The following is a 24,764-nucleotide window of genomic DNA, read 5'->3' as shown; positions in this document are numbered from 1 at the left end:
CTTTTCAAATTTATTTGGATAAATCAATTTTTTTATTTAATAAATATATAGTCAGACCACCTACAGTCATAGACAATAATTCCCCTACTCCCACTGTAAACCATGTAGCCCAAAATGGAAGGTCATAAAGGATTGTTAATTGTCCAACAACCGTAAACATTGATATAGCAAAAATCAATGCGGTCACTACCATTTTTACAATGTCATTTTTCATATGTTTTGTGATGCTTCTGCAAAGTATTAACACTAGAAAAGTCGCAATCCCACCAATCGGCACATCTAATATCCATGTTGGCGACATGAAATTAGCGAGTATTACGCCTATCGTCACCGCTGCAACATAGCGCTTATTGTACAATGCCAGATAATTAAACATCTCTGACAAACGCAGCTGGACAGCGCCAAAGCTAATGACTGACAATAAAACAGTTACAGCAACATATAAAGCTGCAACAAGGGCCGTCTTTGTAAGCTCACTTACAGAAATACGGCTAGACTCTTTTACAATAGATATATTCAATTTTATTCTCCTTTGTAAAATAGCATATCGCTATTTTAGTAATAACTACGACCAAAGGAAGAGAGCTTTTCGCCCTATCTGAAGTGCCGCAGTGCAAGCCAATTTTTGCTTACCTGCGTATTATAGCAGAAGAATATCTTATTGAACAATGCTATTTTGTCAGCCAGCCACCATCAATTGGCATAACAGTTCCATGAATATAATCAGCTACAGAACTTGCCAAGAAGAGTGTTAAATTCGCTACTTCGTGCGGTTGTGCCCAGCGACCAGCAGGCGTTTCATCGGCTACCCATTTAGCCATTTCACCATCTCCTTCAAAATCTGCCTGATTCATGGGTGTTTGGATGGCACCTGGTGCTATAGCATTGGCACGAATGCCTTCACGACAATAATCTAAGTCTAACTGCTTCGTATAGCCAACAATAGCATGCTTAGAAGCTGTATAAGCTGCACCTCCACCACCTGCAACTAGTCCAGCAATCGATGCCATATTAATAATAACGCCAGACTTCCTTTCTACCATATGAGGCAGAATCGTATTCGTAACGAAATAAGTTCCCTTTAAATTGGTATTCATAATAGCATCCCAAAGCGCTTCATCTGTATCCAGAGTTTTGGCAAAACCATCTAAAATACCTGCCGTATTACATAAAATATCGATTTGTTTAAATAGCGATATTGCGCTATAAAACGACTTTTCAACATCCTTTTGCTTGCTTACACTGCCTAAACAGTAAGAAAATTGCCCAGGAAATTGCTGTTGTAAATGGATTAAACCAGCTTCGTCCAAGTCAAATCCAAATACATTTGCGCCATTTTCCAAAAAGGCAATGGCCTGAGCCTGACCAATTCCTGAAGCGGCACCTGTAATAAAAACCGTCTTTCCCTGATACTCTTCAAATTTCATAACATCTCTCCTCAAAACAAAAGAAGCCACCTCTATTGAGATGGACTCCTTTATTTAATCAACAATAATCCAATCATCGGCTAATAAATCACAAACTGTCGGTGTAAACATTGTATAACCCTCACCATGTACATTAATTAAAAAATAAGGATTTAAAGTCTCGCCTTCATGCTCTCCTTTGCCAACTAGCTTTACATACAATTCAGCACCGCCCCAACCCTTACGAATCACTTTTTCTCCTGCTTTTAAGCGTGGTAATATTTCTTCAAACGTCATTCCATTCAACCTCTTTCAACATTCTTTATCGAAATAGTATACTGGAATTCTCAAATGTTAACAATAGAATAATGAGCTACTAAACATCTTTGTAAATTTACAATACATCAGGTAATCGATGCATATACATTTCTAATGCATTTGTATGTGAACTTAAAGTAGCCATTGTGTTTTTATTAGGTGCAGTGTAGATAATAGGATAATCTGTTTCTTCAAGCTTTTCGTTTATTGGAAAGGCTAGTATTTCCTCGTTTACAGAGAATTCAGCCTGAACGCCCGGTTTATTGCCACGAGCATCTAAACGAATCCAACGATTTAAAGACCTTAGATAAACTCCATTTAAGGCATGGAGACAATAGCCTTCTTCTGGGGTATGAAAGAGCATTAATCGTTGATAACAAAAACCAGTTGGAATCCCTGCACCTCTTAGCAGCGCTGCTAATAGATTAGACTTTGCGTAGCAGATTCCCTCACGCTCTGTTAGAACTTCTGAGGCTTTACAAGTAATATTTGAACTTTGAATGTCCCCAGAGTGTGATATTTCATCTCTAACAAATAGGAAAGCTGTCCTCACCATTTCTATTTCCGAAGATTGGTTCTCAAAGATCTCACCAATTTTTTGATAAATTAGTGGATGACGATAATCCACATATTCCAGTTCTTGTAAATATTCATTTAAATCCGTCGCCTCAGGAATCAGCTTCATAAATCTAATTCTCCTTTTGGAATAATTATAAATAAATACGGATTTTTATGCAAATAGATTTATATAGTCATTTGACTATCGCTGCTGTTCACAACAGTTTTTTGGCTACCTGAGCGGGTCTCTTCGCTAGCCGAGCAAATTTTTTCTCTGCCTGAGCAGTTTTCTAGCCCCAGTACTTCTTCATCTGTACCTGCTCTGTCGTCACTTCAAGTCCATTTTTAAGGAAAAACTCTGTTGCTGGGTTACTTGCAAAAAAATTCACTGTAGTGATTTTTACCATTTGATTCGTTATGGTCGATAGAAAGTACGGAATATCCTCCACCTTGCCATTTTCCAACAGCTCTAACTGGTACAAAATGATTCTGTCAATAGCTCCCTCTTGATTACATACTGTTCTATATAGTAGATAACCGATAGCTTCTTCGTGGTCATTATAAAAAACTTTTGCTTCCCCTTGTTTATTGCTCTGCCAGCTACATTGCCATGGAACCTCTTCCCGATAAACAGGTAAATGTGCAAGCTGCTCTGGTCTTATCGTTTTCACCTGCAATACCCTTTGTTTGTTAATTTTCGCTTCAAAATCTCCACTTAAATAGAGTAGGTGATCTGTAATGACATAGCCAAATTTCTTATATAAAGCAATGGCTGCCACATTCTCTTTAATAGCTTCAAGAGTTGCTATTTCAATGCCCTCTCTTTCATAAATGGCAATAGTTTCTTCCATTAAAGCTCGAGAGACACCCTTTCCACGATAATTCGGAGAGACGCCCGTTCCTCCATTCCAAGATGTTTTCTTGCCATCAATTTGTCTAAAGCCATTCATTACAATGCCAACAGGTTTATCATTTGCAAATGCAACAATTGACAGCTTTGGCGATAATCCTTCTCCCACAAGCCGAGTTAAAAACATCTCTTCATTCATATCAATCTCGACAAAATATCCTTCAAAGCCTTTATTCCAGGCATGTAGAACTTGTTCTAATGTGCATTGCGATACTGTTTTGATTTCCATAATTCCCCTCATTTCAATATAAAGTTACTGGTAATTGAGTCGAGCCAATTTCTCCAAAGTCAGCTTTTTGACAATTTCATAGCCATTTCCAGCACCAAGCGGCTTCACAACGACCACCCCCATATTTGAAATATGCCCTAACCCTATACCTTCTGGAAAGCTATGGGCAATGATTGCTTGATTCATTCGATATGGAGGCTTCTTTTCTAATACAGCCTGTAAGTTTGACAGTATTCTCGTCTGTTCATTTAGAGGGATTTTTCCACCTAACGAATAGATATCAAACCAAAAGGGATCAATTTGTATACATGTGTTTGGAAATGCAAGTTGTGCCGTCTCAATTGTACGACAAAAAGGACTTGCAATAATCGGTGAAGCAACTGGAATTTGCCAATGTCTCAGTAGTTGTCCAAAATATATTGCCTCCCTACGCCCCTCCTCAGATAGATTTCTCTGACTCATACAATCTTGAAAACTTAAATTCAGCTGATCTATACCGACTGTTGCTTCTCCATGTCGTGCATATAAAATGAATCCACCTTTTCTCCATAAATCAAGATCTGATATATTCAATTTTCTTTCCTCCTAATAATACCATTTAGCTTCATAGTAATATATGAATCAGCTGTCAGAAACGATCACTATATAGCCAAAAAAGCTTCCTACACTGTATTTATAGGAAGCTTAGCTGTTTATTTTATTGGAATATTTACAATGGCGGTTGTCTCTAAATGTTTGGATGAATCAATCGAAATTTGCCCGTTATATTTATGGACAATTTCATTGACAATAAATAAGCCCTGCCCTCTAATTTTCCCACTTTCTGGTTTTTTAGTGGAAAATCCTTGCTTATATATTTGGGAAGCATCTAAAATATTTGGCCCCGTATTGGTAACTTTAAATTCATAATACAGATCATCTGCATTACAACAAATAGTTATTTTCCGTTGCCCTTCTGGTAATTCTGTTGCAGCGTCAATGGCATTATCAATTAAGTTTGATAAAATTTTGATTAAATCTGTTGTCTTTATTTTATTAAAATCATTCTGTGAAATGGTGAAATCCATATCGATATTATGATTTTGGGCTGTTAATTTTTTCGTCTGCAATAAAATCGATAAGCCAGGATGATTAATATTTAACTTCAATGACCTAATCGCCTGCACCTCTTTCGACAGTGAAGATAAATATTGCTTTGCCTGTTCAGGCTTATCTAGTTGAAGTAGTCCATGCAATACTTGTATATGATTAGTAAAATCATGTCTTAGGGAGGATACAGAAGTAATTAAGGTTTTAATTTCAGCTAGATAGGTATCCTCCGTTGCCCCAACCTCTTTAGCAACCTCTTTTTGATACCATCTTTGTAAAAATAAAAATGAAGCAATCACAATTAAAATAAATACGCCATTAAAAATAAAGATAAACAGATTATCCTCGATTACTTTTCCCTTTATGCCATTCAGTGTATCCGCACTAATATCAATGCCAAGGTATGCAATAATCGTACCTGTTTTATCTCTAATTGGTGCTCCAACTGAAAGATAAGAACCATGTACAGAATCTGGGATTACCTCTGTCACATATGTTTCTCCCATATAAGCCCTTTGTACTTGCTGCTCAGGAACTGTACAGACCTCTCCAATATCAAAGCCTTCTGTTAATTCACTAGGCATTCCCATAATCATAGCATGTGAAACCTTTGGATTATCTACCTGTAAGGTATAAACAAATAATGCACCAAGTTTAATTCTCGCATCATTTAAATAGCTTCGTAATTCCCAATAGTAATCAGTCTTTTCTGGATTATTTAAAAATCGTTGGTACGCCTCCACATCGATTGAGGATGCAATCGAAATAGCAGCTTCCAGACTTTGGTTCGCAATGGATTCTTCTACCGTTTTTTTCATTTTAATATACGATGTAAAGATATTTAAACTAGTAAACAATAGTAATAAAATAGTTGATAGGATTAGGATTAGTTTTAATTTTCGATTTTTCATACTAAGTGGTACTTCCTCATCTCTAGAAATGAATAATGACATGACATGATGTAGCTGGAGCAAGGTTTTTATAGCGGCTATGTCAACCGAAACAAATTTGTAAATGATCGTAATCATTATACTATAATAAACTTCTTCTTTTTTAGTTGTTTAGTGTTCTTCCTTTAGAGTATATTTCTTGTTTATCCTACTTTATCAAAATCATAAAAGCAATTTTTATTTTAAGTGCCAAGCAAAGTAAAAAAAGAGAGTAGCCTGCAAGCTACCTCCTTTTCGAAAACATGTATGATTTTACCAAACAGCTTTAATTTGTATAGATGATGCCTTTTATCTCTTTTGGAAGCGTTAGAGCTCTCGCCAAGTATTCTTTAAATGAAAATGCTATTGGCTGTGCATTCCCTCCGATTCCGACAAGGATCTTTAATGTTTTCGGCTGATAAATAATCGTATGTAATGTGCCGAAGTATTCGTGATAATTATCATAAAATAATGGTGAATTTTCAGCATTAAAATGTTGATAGACGGCTGTAATGGAAAGCTCTTCCTCCAGTAATTTCGTTAAAAACCGCTTTCTGTGAATAGAACCTTCTATCATTTTCTTATTTTTTTCTATTAAATGTATGGATTCAAAATGATTTGTACAAATTAATGGGTTTTCCCGCTTTATCACTTGCTTCTGTGGGGTGGCTTCTACTACTATAGCTCTCCCGCTACAATCTGTCATAGAATAATTATAGCAGTAACCATGGGGAATTTCCTTTATTAACATACATGCCTCTTCGATTGTTTTACATTGCTCTAATAGTATACGAACAATTGTAGAAGCAATAAAGCCTTCTTCAGAGTACTCATGATTAACAAAATGCAGACCAACAACTAACCCGTATTCATTCATCCCATCCAGTCTACCAATGATTTGCTGACTAAACCCGATACTTGCATAACCATTCTCTGGATTAGAAAAGACAAGCCTAGCATCGTACAAAGCTGGACTGAAATCATAATTACGGACATACATCCCATCCTTCACTAATGCTGTGCAGCCCATCTCCGGAAAAGAAATAGAATAGCCACTGTACAATCTAAGCACAGTGGCTACCGATAAAGCTGAACCAGCACTCAAGCGTTCCATCTCATGGATGAGCTGTGGACAATGTTTCTGTAAAAGTTGTTTCGCTGTTTGAGTATTAGTAGATCTAGTTAAGTGCAGTAAAATATCTTTTGGCATCTGTAGTAAAGATAAAAGCCCCTTGCTTTGCTGTAAACCAATTTGGTGATAGCTACCGCTCACATTTTCAACTTTGACGATTAACCCTTCATAACCTGACATGTTGATTTCTCTCCCTTATTGAACTTACTTATTTTCCAACATCATAAAGCTTCAAGCAAATAGAAGGTCAAGAAAATAATTATGGACTAGGTATACCAGTACCTAGTCCATTTTTTTGTTTTTACGAGAAGTTCTAGTTTTATCCTGCAAATTTAAAAATGCTGGGCGTTTACCGTAGCCTTTAGGAGATAATCTCACTAAGGATTTTTTCATATCCTGCCAATCTAAATCTGCTCCTAAATTTAAATATGGAATGCCAAGCACTCGCAAATTTGCTGTATATAGCAGAATGAAAAAAATCGCTATAAAGAAGCCATACAAGCCGAAAAATGCTGCCGCTAATATAATGATAACGCGGAATATACTCATTGCCGTGACAAAGGATTGATTGACAAGCGTATAGGCTGCAATGCTAGAAATAGCAATGACAACTATCATCGAAGGACTAGTTATACCAGCTTTAATAGCTGCATCACCAATAATTAAACCTCCAACGACACTCATTGATCCACTAATGATACTTGGGAGCCGTATATTGGCCTCACGGAACATTTCAAACATAAATACCATTAGTAATATTTCTAGAACTGTTGGAAACGGAAGCCCTGTCCTTGATTGCACAACTGTTGCTAAAAGAATCAAAGGTAATTGCTCTTGATGATAGGTCGTAAGCGCTAGCCAGAAGCCTGGTAAAAGCACGCTAATTAATATGCCAACAATGCGTAGCAGTCTTTCCATAGAACTTACAAAAATCGGATAATAATAATCCTCGCCTGATTTAAAGACTAGAAGCACGTTTGCTGGTGTAATAATGGCATAGGTGACACCATCCACCATTATTACAATTCTACCATTGATTAAGGCCTGTACAGCAAAATCAGGACGACCTGTGTAATCATGTCTAGGAAGAATTTTTGCGCTTTGCTCAATTCTCTCCATTAAAATATCGCCACTAAACACAATATCCGTATCTACTTTTTGAAGATGTACTTTGATGTCCTCTAGCATTTCTTTATTAACAATATCATCCATATAAAGGATTGCTACAGATGTTTTAGAACGCTTGCCGATTTCATATGTTTCAACACTTAATGAATTTGTAGGTAATCGTTTTCGTAATAAAGCAATATTAATATCGATATCCTCAATAAAATCGTCTCTTGGACCCTTTATGACTAATTCAAGGGATGTTTCTCTAGGCTCTCGGTTTGGCTTTTTAGGAATATAACTTGTAAATAATAATTGTGCATCTTCAAAATACAGCAGCACATGTCCTTTATAGAGTTTTGTAATGACTTCCTCTTTTTCTGAGATTTTGTTCAAATGAGGAATGTGTAGATGCTTTATAATATCTTCCGCTAATAATTCACCTGAAGTCTTTTCAAGCATCGATTGGAGCTCTTGAACAATAACGCTTTGTAGTAATTGTTCATTAATCATTGCATCACAATAAATAACATGTACTGTATGTTGCTGCATTGTATACCTTTGAAAAATCACATCAGCAGAGCGTTGAAATAATGCCTTCAAAGTTTGCAAATTTACGATTTGTTCCATTGAATATTCCTCATCTCCTACTGATTCAGCTCCAGATTCGTACATGCATCAATACACTTACACAATATTTTCCCCATGCTTGTTTAAAATATTCAGGTTTTAGGAGGATAAGATACTTTAAATGAATAATTTCAATTAAATAAAATCAAACTATGTTTTAGCCAATCATTCTCTTTAAATTCGCCATTTCAATAGCAGACATTGCAGAATCATAGCCTTTATTACCTGATTTTGTACCAGCACGTTCAATGGCTTGCTCAATATTTTCAGTTGTCACAATGCCAAAAATAACTGGCACATTTGTTGTTAATGATACATTGGCAATTCCTTTTGCTGATTCATTGCATACATAGTCATAATGTGTTGTAGAGCCACGAATCACTGTCCCTAAACCAATAATGGCATCATATTTCTTTGTTTCTGCCAGTTGTTTTGAAATAAATGGAACCTCAAATGCACCAGGAACCCATGCTACATCAATAGAGTCCTCAGCTACACCGTGACGCTTTAAACCATCGAGTGCTCCATCTAATAATTTACTTGTAATAAATTCATTGAATCGACCTACTACGATAGCAATTTTTAAGTCTGTACCAATTAATTGTGCTTCAAATGTTTTACCCATATCTAAATTCTCCTCTTTTAAATTGTAATTTTGTGATTTTGCTGACGATATAACACTAATTCTTCAATTGAAATTATTTTTAGCTGATGATGCGTTGCATAGCTGATCAATTCATCGAAGCGTAGCATTTTGCCATCGTTCCCCATAATTTCACAAATAATGCCTGCGGGAATACTGTGACAAAGCTTTGCTAAATCAGTGGTTGCTTCGGTGTGACCTCTACGCTCTAACACACCATTCTCCTTTGCGATTAGCGGAAATACATGACCAGGTCTACGAAAATCCTCTGCCTTTGCTTGTGGTTCAATCATTTTTTTTATTGTCATTGCTCGTTCGAAGGCGCTAATTCCTGTTGTTGTATCCATATGATCAATGCTAACTGTAAATGCTGTTTGATGATTGTCTGTATTGTTACTTACCATAGGTTGTAAGGCTAATTTTTGTGCGAGCTGCTGTGTAATCGGTGTGCAGATAAGGCCTCTTCCATATGTCGCCATAAAGTTTATCGTTTCAGGCGTCATATGCTCTGCTAAAGCCAGTAAATCTCCTTCATTTTCTCGATCCTCATCGTCTACTACAATAATCATCTTGCCCTGTTTTAAATCCTCTATTGCTTCTTCAATTGTGTGTAGCAATATTGGCACCTCCTTACCATTCATCGTTTAAAATCCGTTTTGTGCTAAAAAATCTCTCGTAATAGCTGGCACTTCCTGATTACGCTTTAGCTGGTGTAAAATGTATTTTCCAACTAAATCCGTTTCAATATTAACGGGAGCACCTATTTTCTTCATACCTAAAAGAGTTTCCTTATACGTGTGTGGTATTAGTGATACTGTGACACTTTTTTGCTCAACATGAAAAAGTGTTAAGCTCGTACCATCAATTGTAATAGAGCCTTTTGGTATACAGTTGTTTATTAATTCCTCGGATAGCTCAATATCAATATAAACTGCGTTTGCTAATGGTCGCTTACGTACTATTTTTCCTACTCCATCAACATGCCCAGATACAAAATGACCACCGAATCGTCCATTCGCAGGCATGGCGCGCTCTAAGTTAACTGGATCTCCTACAGCAAGCTGCTGCAAATTAGTTGCCTTCACCGTTTCTGGCATGACATCCATTGTCAGCTCTCGATCAGTAAAGTTTGTCACTGTTAAACAAACACCATTGACCGCTATACTGTCTCCGAGCTTTACATCCTCCACCATTTTTGCTGAAAGAACCGTTATTTTCATACTTTGCTGATCGATTTGCAAGGTTTTCATTGTACCAATATCCTCAACAATCCCTGTAAACATTTTTCCACCTGCTTTCTTTCTACGCGTTAAAGGCTCTATCCATCGGTTTTGTGATTCTATGCATCAGTTTTTGGGGTCAATCCATCACTTTTCTATTTCTATTCATCACTTTCAGCATTCTATCCCACTAACAAACAAAAACCCCTTCATCGTTTTGAAAGGGGTTTGGGAGTTCATATAAATAAGACGTCAACAAATAAACCTTTTGGATACTCTATTTTTTCCATAGGCTGTCATCTCATCGTTCTTCTCCCATCCAGACTATCACTGTCGGTTTTGGATTTGCACCAAATCAGCTTTCGCTCACGGACTTTGAATTGCTTCATCACCGCCGATTGGGAATTTCACCCTACCCCGAAGAACATTTCGCTATTTAATTTATTCGCTAAATAAAAAAACCTCCCAATCTCAACGACGGGAAGTTAACATAAAAGCATAATCAAATAAACCTTATAAATTCATACGAATTTAAAAAGTTTGCACTTTTACCCTTCTCCCATCCAGACTATCACTGTCGGTTTTGGATTTGCACCAAATCAGCTTTCGCTCACGGACTTTGAATTACTTCATCACCGCCGATTGGGAATTTCACCCTACCCTGAAGGATTTTATTTAGCTTATTCTTTACGATAACACTATTTTATAATATTATCCATACAATTGTTTATAAAAATTGTTCTTTTATCAAGTATGTCTTCATTAAACAGTTCTGCTACATTCAACTCCTCGATTTTCTCACAGCCGATTTGACCTCAAAAATTGTTCTGATTGAAGTTCAATTTCGCCTTGGCGTAATTGTTGCTGTCGCCTCGCTTTCGCATAGAAAATGAATGAAGATAAAATAATTGGAAAAATCACCCTTCATTTGAATTACTTTTGTTTTACAAATTAATCGACTACAACTTTAAAATTACTTACGTTTCCGTCATAATGCCACAATTGACATGCAGTACCTGACCCGTAACAAAAGAAGAATCATCAGAAGCTAAATAAATATAGGTAGGTGCAAGTTCAAATGGTTGCCCAGCTCGTTTCATCGGGGTTTCTAAGCCCATTGTTTTGACATATTCTGCGGAATAGCTAGAGACAATTAGTGGGGTCCAGATCGGTCCAGGGGCAACTGCATTCACTCGTATTCCCTTACTCGCTAATTGCAAGGATAATGATCTAGTGAATGAAACAATCGCTCCTTTTGTAGAAGAATAATCGACAAGTAACGGGGCTCCAGCGTAAGCAGTCACGGAAGCGGTGGAAATAATTGCCTCACCCTGCTTCATATAAGGTAATCCTGCCTTTGTCATATAAAAATGAGGGAAAATATTGGTTTCATAGGTATCATTCAATTGTTCTTTTGAGATATCTAAAAAGCTTTGCTGCGGGAATTGTACACCTTGATTTAAAATAAGTATGTCTTGCTTACCGTAACACTCAATCGTTTTTCTTACTGCTTCCTTAGAAAACTCGGGATGACGTAAATCCCCTTCAATTAATAGAATGGATTGCCCATATACCTCCACCATTTGCTTCGTTGCTTCTGCATCAGGTCATTCATGTGGCATATAGGTAATAGCCATCTGGGCTCCTTCCTTTGCAAATCCGATTGCAACCGCACGACCAATTCCACTATCTCCCCCAGTAATTATAGCGATTTTCCCATTTAATTTTCCGATTCCTTTATATGCCGGGTTGTCAGAAATAGGAACTGGCCGCATAACATATTCTAGCCCTGGCTGAACATCTTGATGCTGTGGTGGGAATGTAATGGGAACTTGCTTGCACTTTGTTTCATATCCAATATAAGGATATTTCGGAATCACATTGTAACCTCCTTCCAATATGGAAACTACACGATTCGATATGATTAGATATATGTTGCTAATGCTAGGAAAAGACATACAGCACGACACAACCTCTCAATTAACCATAAACAGTAAAAATGAAATCAATTTGCGGTTCACTTGACAATAAAAAATCACAGTGATATCGTGAGTCATTATTTATAGCGTCCCTTTCAACGGAGGTTTTACTGTTGCATAACCTAGTGAAAATAAGAAAGTATAAACAAATTGTATTTTATGTTCTATTAGCATTTTGCTTCATCGCCTCTGTATTTTTTGTTAATAATAACGAAGCCTTTTATCAACGCCCTATTGCAGAAGTGATTAAAATACATGTGATAGATTCAACGCCTGTAACAGATATGTATAATAATAAGGATTATGTATATACACAGCATATTACTGCTGTCTTAAAAAATGGACAAGAAAAAGGTCAGATTATCAAATTAAAAAATAACTATTCTACCTCTGGGGCATTCGATCAAGAATATCATACCGGAAATAACTTGTTTGTTACCATTAAAGAAAGCAAGGACAAGAATGGAGATTTAACAGGTACAATCTTAGACGTGAAGCGTGATCAATTCGTTTTAATGATAACGTGGGTGTTTATTTTTGCATTGCTAATAGTTGGCAGGAAGCAAGGGTTGTTTTCAATTATAAGTTTAATGGTGAATGCTCTTGTTTTATCATATTCCTTAGATTTATACGTAAAGCATTCAAATATAAGCTTGTTACTCATCAGCGGGGTCTGTGTTCTTTTATTTACAGTTATTTCTTTAATTCTCATTAACGGCTTTAATGAAAAAACTTATGCAGCAATTGTTGCAACACTTTTAGGAACCTTTATTTCTGTATTGATTAGCGCTTTAGTTCTATGGATTACATCCGAGAATGGGCTTCGATATGAAGAAATGCAATTTCTAACACGACCTTATCGAGTGATTTTTATGGCTGGGTTATTTATTGGGGCACTAGGAGCTGTAATGGATGTCTCTATTACAATGTCTTCTTCAATTTTTGCCTTATTTAATCAAAATCAAAATATTTCTAATCAAGCACTGAAAACCTCTGGGATGGATATCGGAAAAGACATTATGGGAACAATTACAAGTATTTTGTTTTTTGTTTATATTAGTGGTTCAATTCCTATGTTAATTTTATATTTGAAAAACTCTTATCCATTAGGACAAACACTTTCCTTGAACCTTTCATTAGAATTAACTAGGGCCCTTTCAGGTGGAATTGGTGTTGTCTTAACAATTCCCATTAGTCTATACACTTCTATTTTTTTCATTAATCGAAAGAGGGCAAAATAATGAATGTATTAGTGTGGTTAACTGCTATTTTATTCATCTTGATGATCGTTATTGGCGGAAAAAAAGGAGCACGATCTTTCCTATCTTTATTTATAAACTTTGGGGTTCTCTTTATTACTATCTTTTTAATGACTAATCCAAAAAATAGTCCAATTTTATTAACGTTGATCGCCTGTATTGTTATAAGTTGGATTAGCCTTTTTTATATTAATCAAATAAGTAGTAAAACAGTCACTGCTTTTATTTCTACGATGATAACAATCATTATTTTGTTACTTTTCATTGTATGGATAACGGATAAATCTATGCTTCAAGGATTTGGAGAGGAATCAACAGAGGAAATTAGTATATTCTCCCTTTATATTGGTGTCAATTTTGTGCAAATCAGTGCTTCGGTTATCATTATGAGTACAATTGGAGCCATTTTGGATGTTGCGATTTCAATTTCCACTTCTATGCATGAGATTCTTCATCACAATCCATTTATTAGTAAAAAGAAACTATTTACATTAGGAATGAGCATAGGAAGGGATATTTTAGGTACAGATACTAATACTCTATTTTTTGCTTTTTTCGGTGGATATTTAAGCTTGCTTATATGGTTTAAGGATCTGTCCTATTCAATTGGTGAGATCATTAATTCTAAAGTATTTAGCACTGAATTAATGATGATCTTTTGTGCAGGTATTGGGATTGCATTAATCATTCCTATTACTGCATCTGTAAATGCCTATTATTTAATAAGAAAAAAAGAAAAAACAGAAAATGCATCATAATTAATATGTACCTTTCCACCACACACATAGGATGAAAGGTACTTTTTTATTTAAAAATGAATACTATGTCTAAAAAGTTTGTCTAAGTTGCGAAATCGTATTGTGAAACATAATAAAAGTGCTTACATTAGAAAAATTTTTTTTGCTATAGTAAAAAACAGGCGAGTTAGTATTATGGAGATGTACTAACTAAAGGAAAATAATCGCTGATAATCAACATCAGGATTTAAATTTAACATCCGAATAGATTCACCAGAGGGTACAGAATTTTGCACAATTTTTTTAACTGAAAATTCTGTAATTTTATTATGTTAACTTCACTATAATCTTTTTAGCTATCGAAGGAGTTTTAGCAAGTGGATAAAGAATTAAAACAGATCGTAGCTCTTTTAGTTAATGTAATACTTTCATTAATTATGAAGAAAACACAGTAAATAAGATTTATATATGCAAAACCAAAGACTTTTATTTGAAGTTCTTTGGTTTTTTGTATGTTAAGTAAGGCATTTTTCTGCTTTCTCCAAAATAAAGCTTTTCATTATTCAATAGGAGCATTTTCCGATACAATATTTACCACAGCGATGTCCATTTTGCATTTGTACATAATTGAAAAAATTACTTTCCTAGGGTCATTTACCACCACCTGCTTCATATGCTATAGAATCTTGTTATTATACTTTAAATCGGATTTCTTAGGTACGTAACATTTTCAAGGACTAAGCGTCTATACAACTAGAACATAAAGGAGAACATTTTCAATGAAATATATCATCTTTGATTTTGATGGCACATTGGCTGATTCTACGGCTGTATTTGCATCAGCTTGGAATACACTTGCACAAAAATATAAATTTAAAGGAATAGAGTTAAAGGAAATTGAATCATTGAAAAAATTATCCATAGCGGAGCGCAGTAAATTATTTGATTTTCCAATGTATAAATTACCCATGATTTTACCTCAATTTTATCGTCTATACCGACAGTCCTTAAATGAGGTTCATCTTTATGAGGGAATCAAGGATGTGCTGATGGAAATTGATAAAAGAGGCTATAAAATCCTTATTATTTCGTCCAATTCCCAGGAGAATATTTTAGAATTTCTAAAAATGAATGATATTCATTGTGTATCAAATGTACTTTGCTCAAATCGTATTTTTGGGAAGGATAAAGTGCTGAAGAAATTTTTAAAGGACTCCAGCAGTACTGCATCAGACGTTTTATATATAGGGGATGAACAAAGAGATATTGTAGCATGTAAAAAAGTCGGGGTACCAATTATTTGGGTTTCTTGGGGATATGATTCTATTGAGGTAATTCAACAGGAAGAGCCTGAATATAAAATAACTGCTCCAAAGGAAATTTTAGAAATTATTTAATCAAAGAGGGGTATAGCCATAAAATAGAAAGGCTATACCCCTCTTTTTAATTCTTCACTTCACTAATGTGCATTAATTTTTCTGCTGTGCTATTAACACCTTTATAGGCATCTGTTAATTCATACATACTCGCTGAAAACTGTTGAGTAAATGCTGCAATTTGATTTGCTGATTCGTTTACTTGATCTATGGCTTGTTTAATACTCTCTAATTGGTTTGTAATGCTATTCGCACTTTCGGTACTGCTTTGAGACATTTTTTGAATCTCAGTGGCAACTACTGCAAAGCCACGTCCATGCTCACCAGAACGAGCTGCCTCGATGGATGCATTTAATCCAAGAATTTTTGATTTCATAGCTAAATCTTTAACTAAATCTACAATGGCATTAATTTGTTGAATATCACCAGTCATGGACTCTGAGAACTTAGATAGTTCCTCTAATCGATTGGAAACATCTACACTTGCCTTTGCTAATTCTTCATTCGTCGCAGTCATTTCTTCCACTGAGCTCGATAGCTCTGTTGCTAGTAAACGCATATGGTCCATTTTTTCATTTGAAAGGATCGCACTGATAACACCGATTACTTGTCCACCTTCAAAAATAGGCTGTGCAGATGCAATATAGGCCATGCCAAAATCCTCAGCACTTCGCTCTTCTCGGATAAATCTACCTGAGCTAAGTGCCTTTTCAGTTGTTGTTCCACGATATTTACCTACAGGATCACCGACACCAACCTTTAAATCCACTTGTTTTCCTGGCTTGTAGGCAAGGACTCTCTCTGTATCTGCAACAATTATACAAGCATCTTCTGGATAGGTTACCTGGTAAAAATCGATTGAGTCTATTGCTGCCTGTAGCTTTGCATGCATTGTCTTTTCCCCTTCCCCATTTACACGATAAAGGTTCATCCATCATATGAGGTGCATTTTCTGTTTAAGAGCTCTTTATAAGGTAATTAAAAGTGTCAAAATATTTTTTTCAGAATCAAAATATTCCCAACCATATACACTGCATTAGCCTATAAGGATGAACCATCATTATACTGAAATACCTCAATTTAACTATAGCATGACACATTTAAAAAGACACCCCTTGAGCAGAGGTGTCTTTAGCATTAATTATGTTTATTTCAATAATTCTACATATTTTTTTGCTGTCCTTATCTCCACAGTTAAAAAATTTTCCCCGTAAATAGATTTGATTAAAAACGGTACGTCACTTGTGTTGTGAAACCTAAAATCTAAGCCTCCATAGGATACCGTAGCATCCCTTCCCTTTGGAACATAGCCAACATCTAAGGAATGGTGATGACGTTCAACAAACTTAATTGGCAACTGATCTACTGCATTAAACAAAGTTGACGAAGTTTGACAAATACCACCACCAATGCCCATCACCACCTTCTTATTAATGATTTCTGGTGCAGGCTGATAACCATTCTCCTCATCTCTTGGTCCAACAACGGTGTTAAATGAAAAATAATCCCCGCTTCCGACAATAACATTATGAATCGCTTTAGCAGATAATTGGATATTTTTATTTCTTCCGACATCAGCACTATTAAAATAAGTGGTATAAGATGCGACAACGGTTTCCTCTAAATAAGGAATATCCTCCAGATAATAACCGCTTTCTGTTATATAAAGCGGCATCACTACTTTACCACCAGATGCTGAAGCCTCTAATATTCTATCCACCAATTCTTTTTCTTTTAAAACAATTAAAGGACTGCCCTTTATTATTTTTCCGTTATCATCCAGCCTATCAAGTATCATGCGCTGGTCATAACCAGCTGTATCTCCACTTCCTCTTGCCAACGCTTTTGCCAAATGTTCAATTTCCTTTGTATACGATGGCACATTGTTTTCATAACCCATTTCATTTGGAGAAATTGTCTGTATAACCGTATTTGTGGAAGGATCAACAATTTCCACAACAGTCTCCAATTGTTGCTTTTGCTCATACATAACAGCCTGTTGCTCCTGCTCTAAATCTTGTACTTCCTGTTCCAGCTTTTTCTCTTGCACCGATTTCTCTTGACAGCCGACTAGTCCAATTGTGCAGAGCATACAAAGCATGGGTATCCATTGCTTTTTCATGAACAAACACCTACCTCTATCGTCACTACAGAAACATCTTATTCATATATCGAGGATAGTGTGTTACTTTTTTGGGTTTTTATTTGCAAATGAAAATCTATAAATAACATGTAGTATACCTTCAAAACAACTATTTCCTATTAGAGCTTGAAAAGAAGTGGGTGAAATCACGAGCACAGGCCATCCTCCTCAAAAAGCAATAATGAAAAATGTTAAAATCTAAAATTAAACATGATTACATTGAAAAGAGCACCTAATAGCTAGTTTTAGCTACTAGACGCTCTTTTTGAGTTTCAACTATTATTTTCCATAAATTGTGGATGAATGTCCTTCTTGTAATTTATAAATATACTTCAAAATATACTTTTTTATTATATGCCAAGTACGAGATGTCCTTCAATCTATATGAGTTTTAATGAAAATAAAGCATACCTGACTTTGATTCAGGCAATACAATACTATTTTTGAATAAACATTTGTGTCCAGTAGTTACCATCCTTCACATATCCTACGCCGATATGTGTGTAGTTTTTATTTAAAATATTAGCTCTATGACCAGTACTATTCATCCATGCTTTCACAACTTCCTCTGCTGAACGTTGTCCCATTGCAATATTTTCGCCAGCCGATTTATACGTTATTCCAAAGTTTTTCATCATTGTAAATGGTGTACCGTAAGTTGGACTTGTGTGATCAAAGTACTTTTTATCATGCATATCTTGAGATTTATAATTTGCCACTCGAGAAAGCTCCCATTCTTCTTTTAAGGCTGGTAGACCTTCTTTAGCTCGCTCTGCATTGACTAATGTTACAACTTCCTGTTCAACGCTTGCCTGCTCTTTCGTAGGAATATTAATTTTTTGTCCCGGATTAATTTGATCTGGATTTGCAAGTTGTGGATTTGCTTCAATTAGTTCTTGTATACCTGTTTGTGTTTTTACAGCAATTTTCCAAAGAGAATCACCTGCTACAACTGTATATGAATCGGCTGCCATCGCCCCGACTGGAATTAATAAGGATGCAGATAATACGGACGCAAGTGCTGCTTTTTTTACTCTTTTAAACATGTTATTCATTCCTTCCTTATTGGCTCTATATTTATCGTAAATAGTTTCTAAGTATTAATCATCACTAAATATTTGGAAGGAATTTTACAATTGTATGACACAAGCTAAAAACAGGTACACAATGACTTATACAGCGCTGTTCTCACTGTTTAGCTATGTAACATTATTGCAATATGATTGTAATCGGTATAAATTACCAACATTTTTTAAAACAAAAACCAATTATACTTGCCCATAATTTAAGTAAAAAGGTATTTTATTTAACCTTTTTTCGATAAAGTCTATAAATTAAAACAATATAGAGTCCATCATAAAATAGAGTCGCAAGTGAAATAATGGTAATCAAGGGAGTTCGAAAGTACATATAAAAGCCTACTGCTGCAAATACAGTGCCAAGCATTTTACAAAATGCTATGCCCATCGATTGACCGCTAAGATTTCCTCTTTGTAATAACAAGGCAATAAACAGCCCTGACATCATCAGATTTTGTGAAAATGCCGCATATATTCCAGCTATATCATTAAATTCATGCATCATTGCTAAAATAATGAAAAAGCTAGCACCAAGCGTTATGAAAAATGATGCATAAAATATTTTACTAGGAATTAATTTTCGATATTCTTTATGACCATATCTTAAATATTGCATCATTATAATAATGTCTAATATAAACCAAAGAAAGGTAATCATCCTTTGGAGATCGTTTTGTGGGTACATAAAGGCAAAGATAAATTCCCATGAAATATTGGCACAAATGGCGGCCATTGGCATTCCATACTTCTTATCTTGGAATCCCTGCTTGATAATGAGTATATATGTAATAATCCAAAATAGCCCCATGCCTAATTGACAAATTAATAAAAGCTTTTCTTGAGCCATTATACACACTCCTTCTATTTATGATTCTTCGATACTATATGTGAAGAAATCTATTCTTTATGTCTAAAAATATAATAGAAGGGTATAAGTATGAAGTGCCTATACATTCACAACTCAATCCTATATAGTAAGACGAGGTGATGATATGAAAACTAAAATTTATGTGGATAATGCCCCATTTATTGCTGGCATTACCTTAAAAGATCAGATTGAGCTAGAACATAATAATATGGCTTTGCATACTTGTGTGAATATAGCGGATGTGCTTGAAAATCGCAAAAATTTAGCAGCTTCGTTGCATTGCAGCCTCAATAGTTTTGTCTGCACACAGCAAACACATAGTGCTAATTTTTATTGCGTTACAGCCTCCGATAAAGGACGAGGAGCTGAGCAATTGGATACTGCCATTGCCAATACTGATGCACTTTACACACGTGAGCCAAATTTACTTTTATGTAGCTTTACTGCCGATTGTGTACCAGTAATTTTTTATAATGAAGTCAATGGGCTCATTGGCGTTGTGCATTCTGGCTGGCAAGGGACAGTGAAGGAAGTGACAGTGAAGCTTTTCCAGCATCTAATCGAGCAAGAGCACTGTCAGCCACAAGATTTTCATGTACAAATCGGTATGGCACTGAGTCAACAAAAATTTGAGGTAGATACGGATGTCTATGAAAAATTCCACAATCTAGGCTACGCTGAGGATTTTATGTATTATAATGCTCAAACTAAAAAATATCATATTGATAATCAACAAACTGTCAAAAAACAATGTGAGCTTGTTGGTATTCCTTCCAAGCAGATTGACATTGATGCAACCTGCACATATCTTAGCCCAAATGGTTTTTCCTACCGCGAAGACAAACAAGCCGGCAGACATTTAAGCTATATTATACGAAAAGAACAATAGGTAAAAGGGACAATCCGCGATAGATTGTCCCTACTCTATTTATAATATGTTCTAGCAATGAAAGGAGCATCTCCAAATAGACACTTCCTTCTCACACTACTGATGCTCATGACGGTTTTTACCAATGCCAAATACATAATAGCTTATCGTCACTAAAGCTAAGAAAATAATTCCCACGATTAATGAAACGCGTGTATCATCATTAAACCACATTCCGATTAGTACCATTACTAAAAAGGCGATTGTCAAATAGTTTGTAATCGGAGCAAATGGCATTTTGAATGGGTGCTTAGATAGCTCCGCACCATGTGCTTTTCTGAATCCTATTTGACTGATTAAAATAATAAACCAAGGTACCATTCCTGGTAAAACACTTGCACTATAAACATAGACAAATAAATTTTCTGGCGCTAAATAGCTTAAGACTACGCCAATCACTAGACCTACTAAAACACCTGCCGTCCCGAATAACGGCACACCATTATGAGAAAGTTTGGCAAAAAATCTCGGTGCTTGACCATTCATAGCCAATGTATACAACATTCGACCAGCACTATAAATCCCACTATTACAGCCCGACATTGCTGCTGTAATTACAACAAAATTAATAATACCAGCTGCTGCTGTGATCCCCACCTTAGCAAACGTAGCGACAAAGGGACTGCCAATTGTACCTAATTCATTCCATGGATATACCGTTACGATGACAAAAATGGCACCAATATAAAAGATTAAAATACGCCAAATAATACTTTGAATTGCATTTGTAATTGTTTTTTGAGGATTTTTTGCTTCTCCAGCTGTAATACCAATCAGCTCGACCCCTTGATAGGCAGCAACTACTAATGATAAGGCGAAGAAGAAGCCTGTCCAGCCACCTGTAAAGAAGCCCCCATGATCCCATAGATTAGATAGCCCAATAGCAATACCATCATTACCTAGACCAAAGAAAATAAGACCGATTCCCGCGATAATCATTAAAATAATTGTAACGATTTTTATCATCGCAAACCAAAATTCAAACTCACCAAATGATTTTACTGAAATAAAGTTAGCGACACCTAAAATAACCATTGCAATGAACCCCGGAATCCAACCTGGTAAATCTGGATACCAGTATTGCATATATGTACCCACCGCAATTATTTCTGACATACCTACAATAATCCATTGAAACCAGTTACTCCATGCTGTTAAATAACCAGCCAATGGATGAATATATTTATAGCCAAATGTTGCAAAAGAGCCTGTACTTGGCTCCATATACAGCATCTCTCCCATAGCCCGCATAATAAAAAAGATAAAGATACCAGCTATGGCATAGGCAAGAAGCACGGAGGGACCTGTCCACTGAATAGCACTGGCTGAACCCATAAATAGACCAACGCCAATTGTACCACCTAGCGCAATCATTTGGATATGACGTGCCTCTAACCCTCTTTTTAATTCTTTGTTTACCACTCAAATAACGCCTCTTTCTTTGATGTTTTTCTAAGTTGAATAATTACTTTTTCTATAATAATAAATACACTCTAAAAACACAATTGTATTTTTAGGAAAAACATATTTTTTTAATACGAAGGCTAAAAAATATAGTTATTAACTTACTAATAAGGGTAATAAAAGCTAAAGCAAGGCACAAAAAAACTGACGAACCAAATGGAAGGGCACTGAAAAACTAAAAATCGACTTTTTCAGTGCCCTCACCAAATGGTCACCAGTTTTAAATTGCGATTACTTTCTGTTTTTAGACTTATTTGAAGGCTCTCTTTTTTCTACTTTCTTCACTTCAGTTGTTTCTACTTCAGTGAAATCCGCCTCTTCTCCAGCCTCCATACCGTAACTTGGATTTCTGTCTATACGAGTATGCGGATCGAAATCTTCATCCTCCTCAAAACGCTTCACAAGAATCGGTATGGTTATGATTCCGGCTATCCCGACTAATGCATAAATCCATCTTGACAATACTGCAGTTTGCCCACCGAACAAATAAGCCACTAAATCGAACCTAAAGAATCCTATGAGTCCCCAGTTGATGGCACCAATAATGACTAATACTAAGGCAATTCTGTAAACTACGCTCACTTCTACACCTCCTTCATTTGTAATCAAAAAAGTCCAGAAAAACTGTCATAACAGAGATGAAACTACAAATACTGATTGTAATCAAATCGCTTATTTTGACGGTCTTATTTTTTGCAATAACCGCTGTTTTATACAAACAGCATAAAGGCAAAGTTCTGACTACAAATAAAGAGAGGTAAAACGTTTTTCATTTAGTAAACATCCCAATATTTAGGAGTTATTTAGACCTTTGATTTGAGTTTTCATGCTGAAGTAGCCATTCCTTTCTCCACAGCCCGCCTTCATAGCCTGTTAACGTTCCATTTGAGCCAATTATGCGATGACAAGGAACAACGATACTTAATTTATTTTTTCCATTTGCACTGCCTACTGCTCTTACCGCTTTTTCATTGCCAATTGAAACGGCAATGTCTTTATAGCTTGCTGTTTCACCATATTCAATATTTGTTAAGGCATTCCATACATCTTTTTGAAAGACTGTTCCCTCAAAATCATAGGAAATGTTAAATTCTTGACGCTCACCAATAAAATACTCATGTATTTGCTGATGACACTCAATTAAGATTTGCGGCGTATCTTTATGAGGAACATTTATGAGTTGCTCCTGCTCTGAGAACATAATAGAAACTATATGTGTAGCTGTTCCCTCTATTTCAAGGATACCAATAGGCGAAAGATAATCTAATTTATAGCGTTTCATCATATAAAGACCTCCATAAATAAAAAGTGGCATATGCCTGCCAGCCTGTCCAATGGATAGAGTAACTAGTTATTTCTTCAATCGTTGGCTTTTGATTTAGTACTAATTGCTTTTTTAAAGCATTATGAAGTCCAACATCAGCAATTGGAAATGACTCAGGTTGCTGTAAGCACTTCATTAGCACATAATCCGCTGTCCATGCACCGACTCCTCGAATCGTTACTAGATATTTTTTCATTTCATCATAGTCTGTTTTTAAAAGTAATTTTTCTTTTGATAATTGTCCACTTGCCATCATCTTAGCGATATCAATAATGTATTGTGATTTTCTAAGAGTAAATTGTAATTGACGTAAATCGTCCACCTGGATTGTCGCAATCCTTTCAGGCGTTGGAAACAGCCAGTAGGTTTCTCCCTTAAACGTCACGTTTTCCCCAAATTGCTCTACAAATTTTCTCTTTAATGTGTAAGCAAATGTTAAATTAATTTGCTGCCCACTAATTGCCCATACGAGTGCCTCAAATAAATCAGGCATGCCAATTATGCGTAATCCATAATAGTTTTGTACAAGTAGCTTCAATATAATATCCTCTTTAGCCATTTTGTAGAAACTGTTCAAATCTTTTTCTAAATCAAACCATGCCCAAATATACTGAGCAATTTCTTCGTGACTTCTTTCAGATGGGACATGCATAGGAAACACGACTTTGATGGAGTTTGATTGTAATTTTATTTGACATAAAATTGGCTGCTCATTTATTTGCAGCAGTTTATATAAAAAGTCATCCTTTATCTGATGCAGTACTTCCTGATCAGACCTTTTTAAAAAAATTAAACACTCTTGAGCATTGAATTCTTTTGGCGGATAAATCTCTATAGAGTTCTCCTGACTAATCCAATTCATCCTCTTAGCTCCTTTTCGCGATATTCACTAGGAGAGCAATGCTTAACATGTCGAAATACTTTATAGAAGTTTGAGGAACTTTGAAAGCCTGCTTCATAGCAAATTTCAAGATTAGAATAGCATGAGTTTTTTAAAAGGTAGGCAACCTTATCTATTCGGATTTTTTCTAAATAACTTCGTGGTGTTTCCCCGGTTTCTTGTTTAAATAGTCGCTCTAGATGAAATGGACTAATCCTAATATGATTCGCAATATCCTGCAAGGTTAGTCTTTGTTTATACCCATTGATTAAGTAGGCTGTTACATCTTTAATGAGCTGAGCATGGGGGGAATGCTCTATCTCAGGCTGGCATCTTTTACATGCACGATAACCAGCATTCTCAACCTTTTGTATTTCATCGTAAAATTCTACATTTATTTTTTTGGGCTTTCTCGATTTGCATGAGGGACGACAATAAATTTTAGTGGTTTTGACAGCCGTATAAAAAAGACCGTCATACGTTTGATCACAAGCTATAATTTTTTCCCACTTTTCATCAAAAGAAAGGTTAATTTTCGTGCCCACTATATTTTCCC

At 35.7% G+C, this 24,764-nt stretch carries 25 protein-coding genes, 1 pseudogene and 2 riboswitches; of the genes and pseudogenes, 4 read left to right on the top strand and 22 right to left on the bottom strand.

The window, feature by feature from the left end; all coding sequences use genetic code 11:
• Positions 1–10: 10 nt before the first annotated feature.
• The 13 genes and pseudogenes from AC3WOM_RS03055 to AC3WOM_RS02995 form a co-directional block, all read right to left on the bottom strand.
• On the bottom strand, positions 11–520 hold the full coding sequence (locus AC3WOM_RS03055) for a QueT transporter family protein (protein WP_492444888.1): 510 nt from the start codon (positions 518–520) through the stop codon (positions 11–13).
• 151 nt (positions 521–671) lie between these two features.
• Entirely contained in the window at positions 672–1,427 is a 756-nt protein-coding gene (locus tag AC3WOM_RS03050; protein WP_492444886.1) for a 3-oxoacyl-ACP reductase, read from the bottom strand.
• 54 nt (positions 1,428–1,481) lie between these two features.
• Entirely contained in the window at positions 1,482–1,703 is a 222-nt protein-coding gene (locus tag AC3WOM_RS03045) for a DUF2829 domain-containing protein (RefSeq protein ID WP_492444884.1), read from the bottom strand.
• A 97-nt stretch (positions 1,704–1,800) separates the two neighbouring features.
• Positions 1,801–2,409 carry a transglutaminase-like domain-containing protein gene (locus AC3WOM_RS03040; protein ID WP_492444882.1) on the bottom strand — a complete coding sequence of 203 codons (609 nt, stop codon included), beginning with the start codon at positions 2,407–2,409 and terminating at the stop codon, positions 1,801–1,803.
• Between the two features lie 163 nt (positions 2,410–2,572).
• On the bottom strand, positions 2,573–3,421 hold the full coding sequence (locus AC3WOM_RS03035; RefSeq protein ID WP_492444880.1) for a GNAT family N-acetyltransferase: 849 nt from the start codon (positions 3,419–3,421) through the stop codon (positions 2,573–2,575).
• Positions 3,422–3,445: 24 nt separating this feature from the next.
• Positions 3,446–3,994: a histidine phosphatase family protein gene (locus AC3WOM_RS03030; RefSeq protein ID WP_427546828.1), complete on the bottom strand. Its 549-nt coding sequence runs from the start codon at positions 3,992–3,994 to the stop codon at positions 3,446–3,448.
• Between the two features lie 119 nt (positions 3,995–4,113).
• The gene (locus tag AC3WOM_RS03025) at positions 4,114–5,421 is read right to left on the bottom strand and encodes a sensor histidine kinase (RefSeq protein ID WP_492444878.1); all 1,308 of its coding nucleotides are present in this window, start codon (positions 5,419–5,421) and stop codon (positions 4,114–4,116) included.
• A 304-nt stretch (positions 5,422–5,725) separates the two neighbouring features.
• Positions 5,726–6,751, bottom strand: coding sequence for a C45 family autoproteolytic acyltransferase/hydrolase (locus tag AC3WOM_RS03020; protein WP_492444876.1), 1,026 nt, complete (start codon positions 6,749–6,751; stop codon positions 5,726–5,728).
• A gap of 102 nt (positions 6,752–6,853) precedes the next feature.
• Positions 6,854–8,308 (bottom strand): spore germination protein, encoded by a 1,455-nt coding sequence (locus tag AC3WOM_RS03015; protein ID WP_492444874.1) that lies wholly within the window; start codon positions 8,306–8,308, stop codon positions 6,854–6,856.
• 157 nt (positions 8,309–8,465) lie between these two features.
• The gene (ribH, locus tag AC3WOM_RS03010; protein WP_492444872.1) at positions 8,466–8,933 is read right to left on the bottom strand and encodes a 6,7-dimethyl-8-ribityllumazine synthase; all 468 of its coding nucleotides are present in this window, start codon (positions 8,931–8,933) and stop codon (positions 8,466–8,468) included.
• Between the two features lie 17 nt (positions 8,934–8,950).
• Entirely contained in the window at positions 8,951–9,568 is a 618-nt protein-coding gene (gene ribB, locus AC3WOM_RS03005) for a 3,4-dihydroxy-2-butanone-4-phosphate synthase (protein WP_492444870.1), read from the bottom strand.
• Between the two features lie 27 nt (positions 9,569–9,595).
• A complete protein-coding gene (ribE, locus tag AC3WOM_RS03000) occupies positions 9,596–10,234 on the bottom strand; it encodes a riboflavin synthase (RefSeq protein ID WP_492444869.1) in 639 nt (212 codons plus the stop codon).
• Positions 10,235–10,474: 240 nt separating this feature from the next.
• A riboswitch (FMN riboswitch) is annotated at positions 10,475–10,600 on the bottom strand.
• A gap of 118 nt (positions 10,601–10,718) precedes the next feature.
• Positions 10,719–10,844, bottom strand: a riboswitch (FMN riboswitch).
• A gap of 304 nt (positions 10,845–11,148) precedes the next feature.
• Positions 11,149–12,051: pseudogene (locus tag AC3WOM_RS02995) on the bottom strand (SDR family oxidoreductase).
• 212 nt (positions 12,052–12,263) lie between these two features.
• Here AC3WOM_RS02995 and AC3WOM_RS02990 point away from each other — a divergent pair.
• From AC3WOM_RS02990 to AC3WOM_RS02980, 3 genes are all read left to right on the top strand, one after another.
• The gene (locus AC3WOM_RS02990) at positions 12,264–13,391 is read left to right on the top strand and encodes a YibE/F family protein (protein ID WP_492444868.1); all 1,128 of its coding nucleotides are present in this window, start codon (positions 12,264–12,266) and stop codon (positions 13,389–13,391) included.
• Positions 13,391–14,167, top strand: coding sequence for a YibE/F family protein (locus AC3WOM_RS02985; protein WP_492444867.1), 777 nt, complete (start codon positions 13,391–13,393; stop codon positions 14,165–14,167). Before AC3WOM_RS02990 ends, AC3WOM_RS02985 begins: the two co-directional genes overlap by 1 nt.
• Before the next feature lie 758 nt (positions 14,168–14,925).
• The gene (locus AC3WOM_RS02980) at positions 14,926–15,543 is read left to right on the top strand and encodes an HAD hydrolase-like protein (protein ID WP_492444865.1); all 618 of its coding nucleotides are present in this window, start codon (positions 14,926–14,928) and stop codon (positions 15,541–15,543) included.
• Between the two features lie 46 nt (positions 15,544–15,589).
• Here the strand turns inward: AC3WOM_RS02980 and AC3WOM_RS02975 are convergent, their stop codons facing one another.
• The 4 genes from AC3WOM_RS02975 to AC3WOM_RS02960 form a co-directional block, all read right to left on the bottom strand.
• Positions 15,590–16,414, bottom strand: a complete 825-nt coding sequence (locus tag AC3WOM_RS02975; RefSeq protein ID WP_492444863.1) for a methyl-accepting chemotaxis protein — start codon at positions 16,412–16,414, stop codon at positions 15,590–15,592.
• A 255-nt stretch (positions 16,415–16,669) separates the two neighbouring features.
• On the bottom strand, positions 16,670–17,644 hold the full coding sequence (locus tag AC3WOM_RS02970; RefSeq protein ID WP_492444862.1) for a VanW family protein: 975 nt from the start codon (positions 17,642–17,644) through the stop codon (positions 16,670–16,672).
• Between the two features lie 458 nt (positions 17,645–18,102).
• Entirely contained in the window at positions 18,103–18,711 is a 609-nt protein-coding gene (gene safA / locus AC3WOM_RS02965) for a SafA/ExsA family spore coat assembly protein (RefSeq protein ID WP_492444860.1), read from the bottom strand.
• A 256-nt stretch (positions 18,712–18,967) separates the two neighbouring features.
• Complete coding sequence (locus AC3WOM_RS02960; protein ID WP_492444858.1) at positions 18,968–19,591, bottom strand: transmembrane-type terpene cyclase; 624 nt, start codon at positions 19,589–19,591, stop codon at positions 18,968–18,970.
• Between the two features lie 145 nt (positions 19,592–19,736).
• Between AC3WOM_RS02960 and pgeF the strand changes: the two genes are divergently transcribed.
• Entirely contained in the window at positions 19,737–20,501 is a 765-nt protein-coding gene (gene pgeF, locus AC3WOM_RS02955) for a peptidoglycan editing factor PgeF (protein ID WP_427546789.1), read from the top strand.
• A 96-nt stretch (positions 20,502–20,597) separates the two neighbouring features.
• Here the strand turns inward: pgeF and AC3WOM_RS02950 are convergent, their stop codons facing one another.
• The 5 genes from AC3WOM_RS02950 to AC3WOM_RS02930 all read right to left on the bottom strand — a co-directional run bounded on the left by AC3WOM_RS02950 (position 20,598) and on the right by AC3WOM_RS02930 (position 24,753).
• Positions 20,598–21,962, bottom strand: coding sequence for an amino acid permease (locus AC3WOM_RS02950; protein WP_427546787.1), 1,365 nt, complete (start codon positions 21,960–21,962; stop codon positions 20,598–20,600).
• Positions 21,963–22,235: 273 nt separating this feature from the next.
• Positions 22,236–22,586 (bottom strand): DUF378 domain-containing protein, encoded by a 351-nt coding sequence (locus tag AC3WOM_RS02945; protein ID WP_427546784.1) that lies wholly within the window; start codon positions 22,584–22,586, stop codon positions 22,236–22,238.
• A 217-nt stretch (positions 22,587–22,803) separates the two neighbouring features.
• Positions 22,804–23,289 carry a methylated-DNA--[protein]-cysteine S-methyltransferase gene (locus tag AC3WOM_RS02940; RefSeq protein WP_427546782.1) on the bottom strand — a complete coding sequence of 162 codons (486 nt, stop codon included), beginning with the start codon at positions 23,287–23,289 and terminating at the stop codon, positions 22,804–22,806.
• On the bottom strand, positions 23,273–24,190 hold the full coding sequence (locus AC3WOM_RS02935; protein ID WP_492444855.1) for a DNA-3-methyladenine glycosylase family protein: 918 nt from the start codon (positions 24,188–24,190) through the stop codon (positions 23,273–23,275). Before AC3WOM_RS02935 ends, AC3WOM_RS02940 begins: the two co-directional genes overlap by 17 nt.
• On the bottom strand, positions 24,187–24,753 hold the full coding sequence (locus tag AC3WOM_RS02930; RefSeq protein ID WP_492444853.1) for a bifunctional transcriptional activator/DNA repair enzyme AdaA: 567 nt from the start codon (positions 24,751–24,753) through the stop codon (positions 24,187–24,189). The genes AC3WOM_RS02935 and AC3WOM_RS02930 overlap by 4 nt, the downstream gene beginning before the upstream one ends.
• Positions 24,754–24,764 lie beyond the last annotated feature (11 nt).

This window comes from Lysinibacillus sp. FW301-JW8 (assembly GCF_058788755.1).
This window is presented reverse-complemented; position numbering and strand designations above follow the sequence as displayed.

What these genes read in the sequence shown, in the direction of transcription:
- AC3WOM_RS02970 (WP_492444862.1), bottom strand. Translation starts at nt 17,644, where the DNA reads ATGAAAAAGCAATGGATACCCATGCTTTGTATGCTCTGCACAATTGGA.
- ribH (WP_492444872.1), bottom strand. Translation starts at nt 8,933, where the DNA reads ATGGGTAAAACATTTGAAGCACAATTAATTGGTACAGACTTAAAAATT.
- pgeF (WP_427546789.1), top strand. Translation starts at nt 19,737, where the DNA reads ATGAAAACTAAAATTTATGTGGATAATGCCCCATTTATTGCTGGCATT.
- AC3WOM_RS02940 (WP_427546782.1), bottom strand. Translation starts at nt 23,289, where the DNA reads ATGATGAAACGCTATAAATTAGATTATCTTTCGCCTATTGGTATCCTT.
- AC3WOM_RS03015 (WP_492444874.1), bottom strand. Translation starts at nt 8,308, where the DNA reads ATGGAACAAATCGTAAATTTGCAAACTTTGAAGGCATTATTTCAACGC.
- AC3WOM_RS03045 (WP_492444884.1), bottom strand. Translation starts at nt 1,703, where the DNA reads ATGACGTTTGAAGAAATATTACCACGCTTAAAAGCAGGAGAAAAAGTG.
- AC3WOM_RS03025 (WP_492444878.1), bottom strand. Translation starts at nt 5,421, where the DNA reads ATGAAAAATCGAAAATTAAAACTAATCCTAATCCTATCAACTATTTTA.
- AC3WOM_RS03035 (WP_492444880.1), bottom strand. Translation starts at nt 3,421, where the DNA reads ATGGAAATCAAAACAGTATCGCAATGCACATTAGAACAAGTTCTACAT.
- AC3WOM_RS02935 (WP_492444855.1), bottom strand. Translation starts at nt 24,190, where the DNA reads ATGAATTGGATTAGTCAGGAGAACTCTATAGAGATTTATCCGCCAAAA.
- AC3WOM_RS02985 (WP_492444867.1), top strand. Translation starts at nt 13,391, where the DNA reads ATGAATGTATTAGTGTGGTTAACTGCTATTTTATTCATCTTGATGATC.
- safA (WP_492444860.1), bottom strand. Translation starts at nt 18,711, where the DNA reads ATGTTTAAAAGAGTAAAAAAAGCAGCACTTGCGTCCGTATTATCTGCA.
- AC3WOM_RS02975 (WP_492444863.1), bottom strand. Translation starts at nt 16,414, where the DNA reads ATGCATGCAAAGCTACAGGCAGCAATAGACTCAATCGATTTTTACCAG.
- AC3WOM_RS03020 (WP_492444876.1), bottom strand. Translation starts at nt 6,751, where the DNA reads ATGTCAGGTTATGAAGGGTTAATCGTCAAAGTTGAAAATGTGAGCGGT.
- ribE (WP_492444869.1), bottom strand. Translation starts at nt 10,234, where the DNA reads ATGTTTACAGGGATTGTTGAGGATATTGGTACAATGAAAACCTTGCAA.
- AC3WOM_RS02960 (WP_492444858.1), bottom strand. Translation starts at nt 19,591, where the DNA reads ATGGCTCAAGAAAAGCTTTTATTAATTTGTCAATTAGGCATGGGGCTA.
- AC3WOM_RS03040 (WP_492444882.1), bottom strand. Translation starts at nt 2,409, where the DNA reads ATGAAGCTGATTCCTGAGGCGACGGATTTAAATGAATATTTACAAGAA.
- AC3WOM_RS03050 (WP_492444886.1), bottom strand. Translation starts at nt 1,427, where the DNA reads ATGAAATTTGAAGAGTATCAGGGAAAGACGGTTTTTATTACAGGTGCC.
- AC3WOM_RS02980 (WP_492444865.1), top strand. Translation starts at nt 14,926, where the DNA reads ATGAAATATATCATCTTTGATTTTGATGGCACATTGGCTGATTCTACG.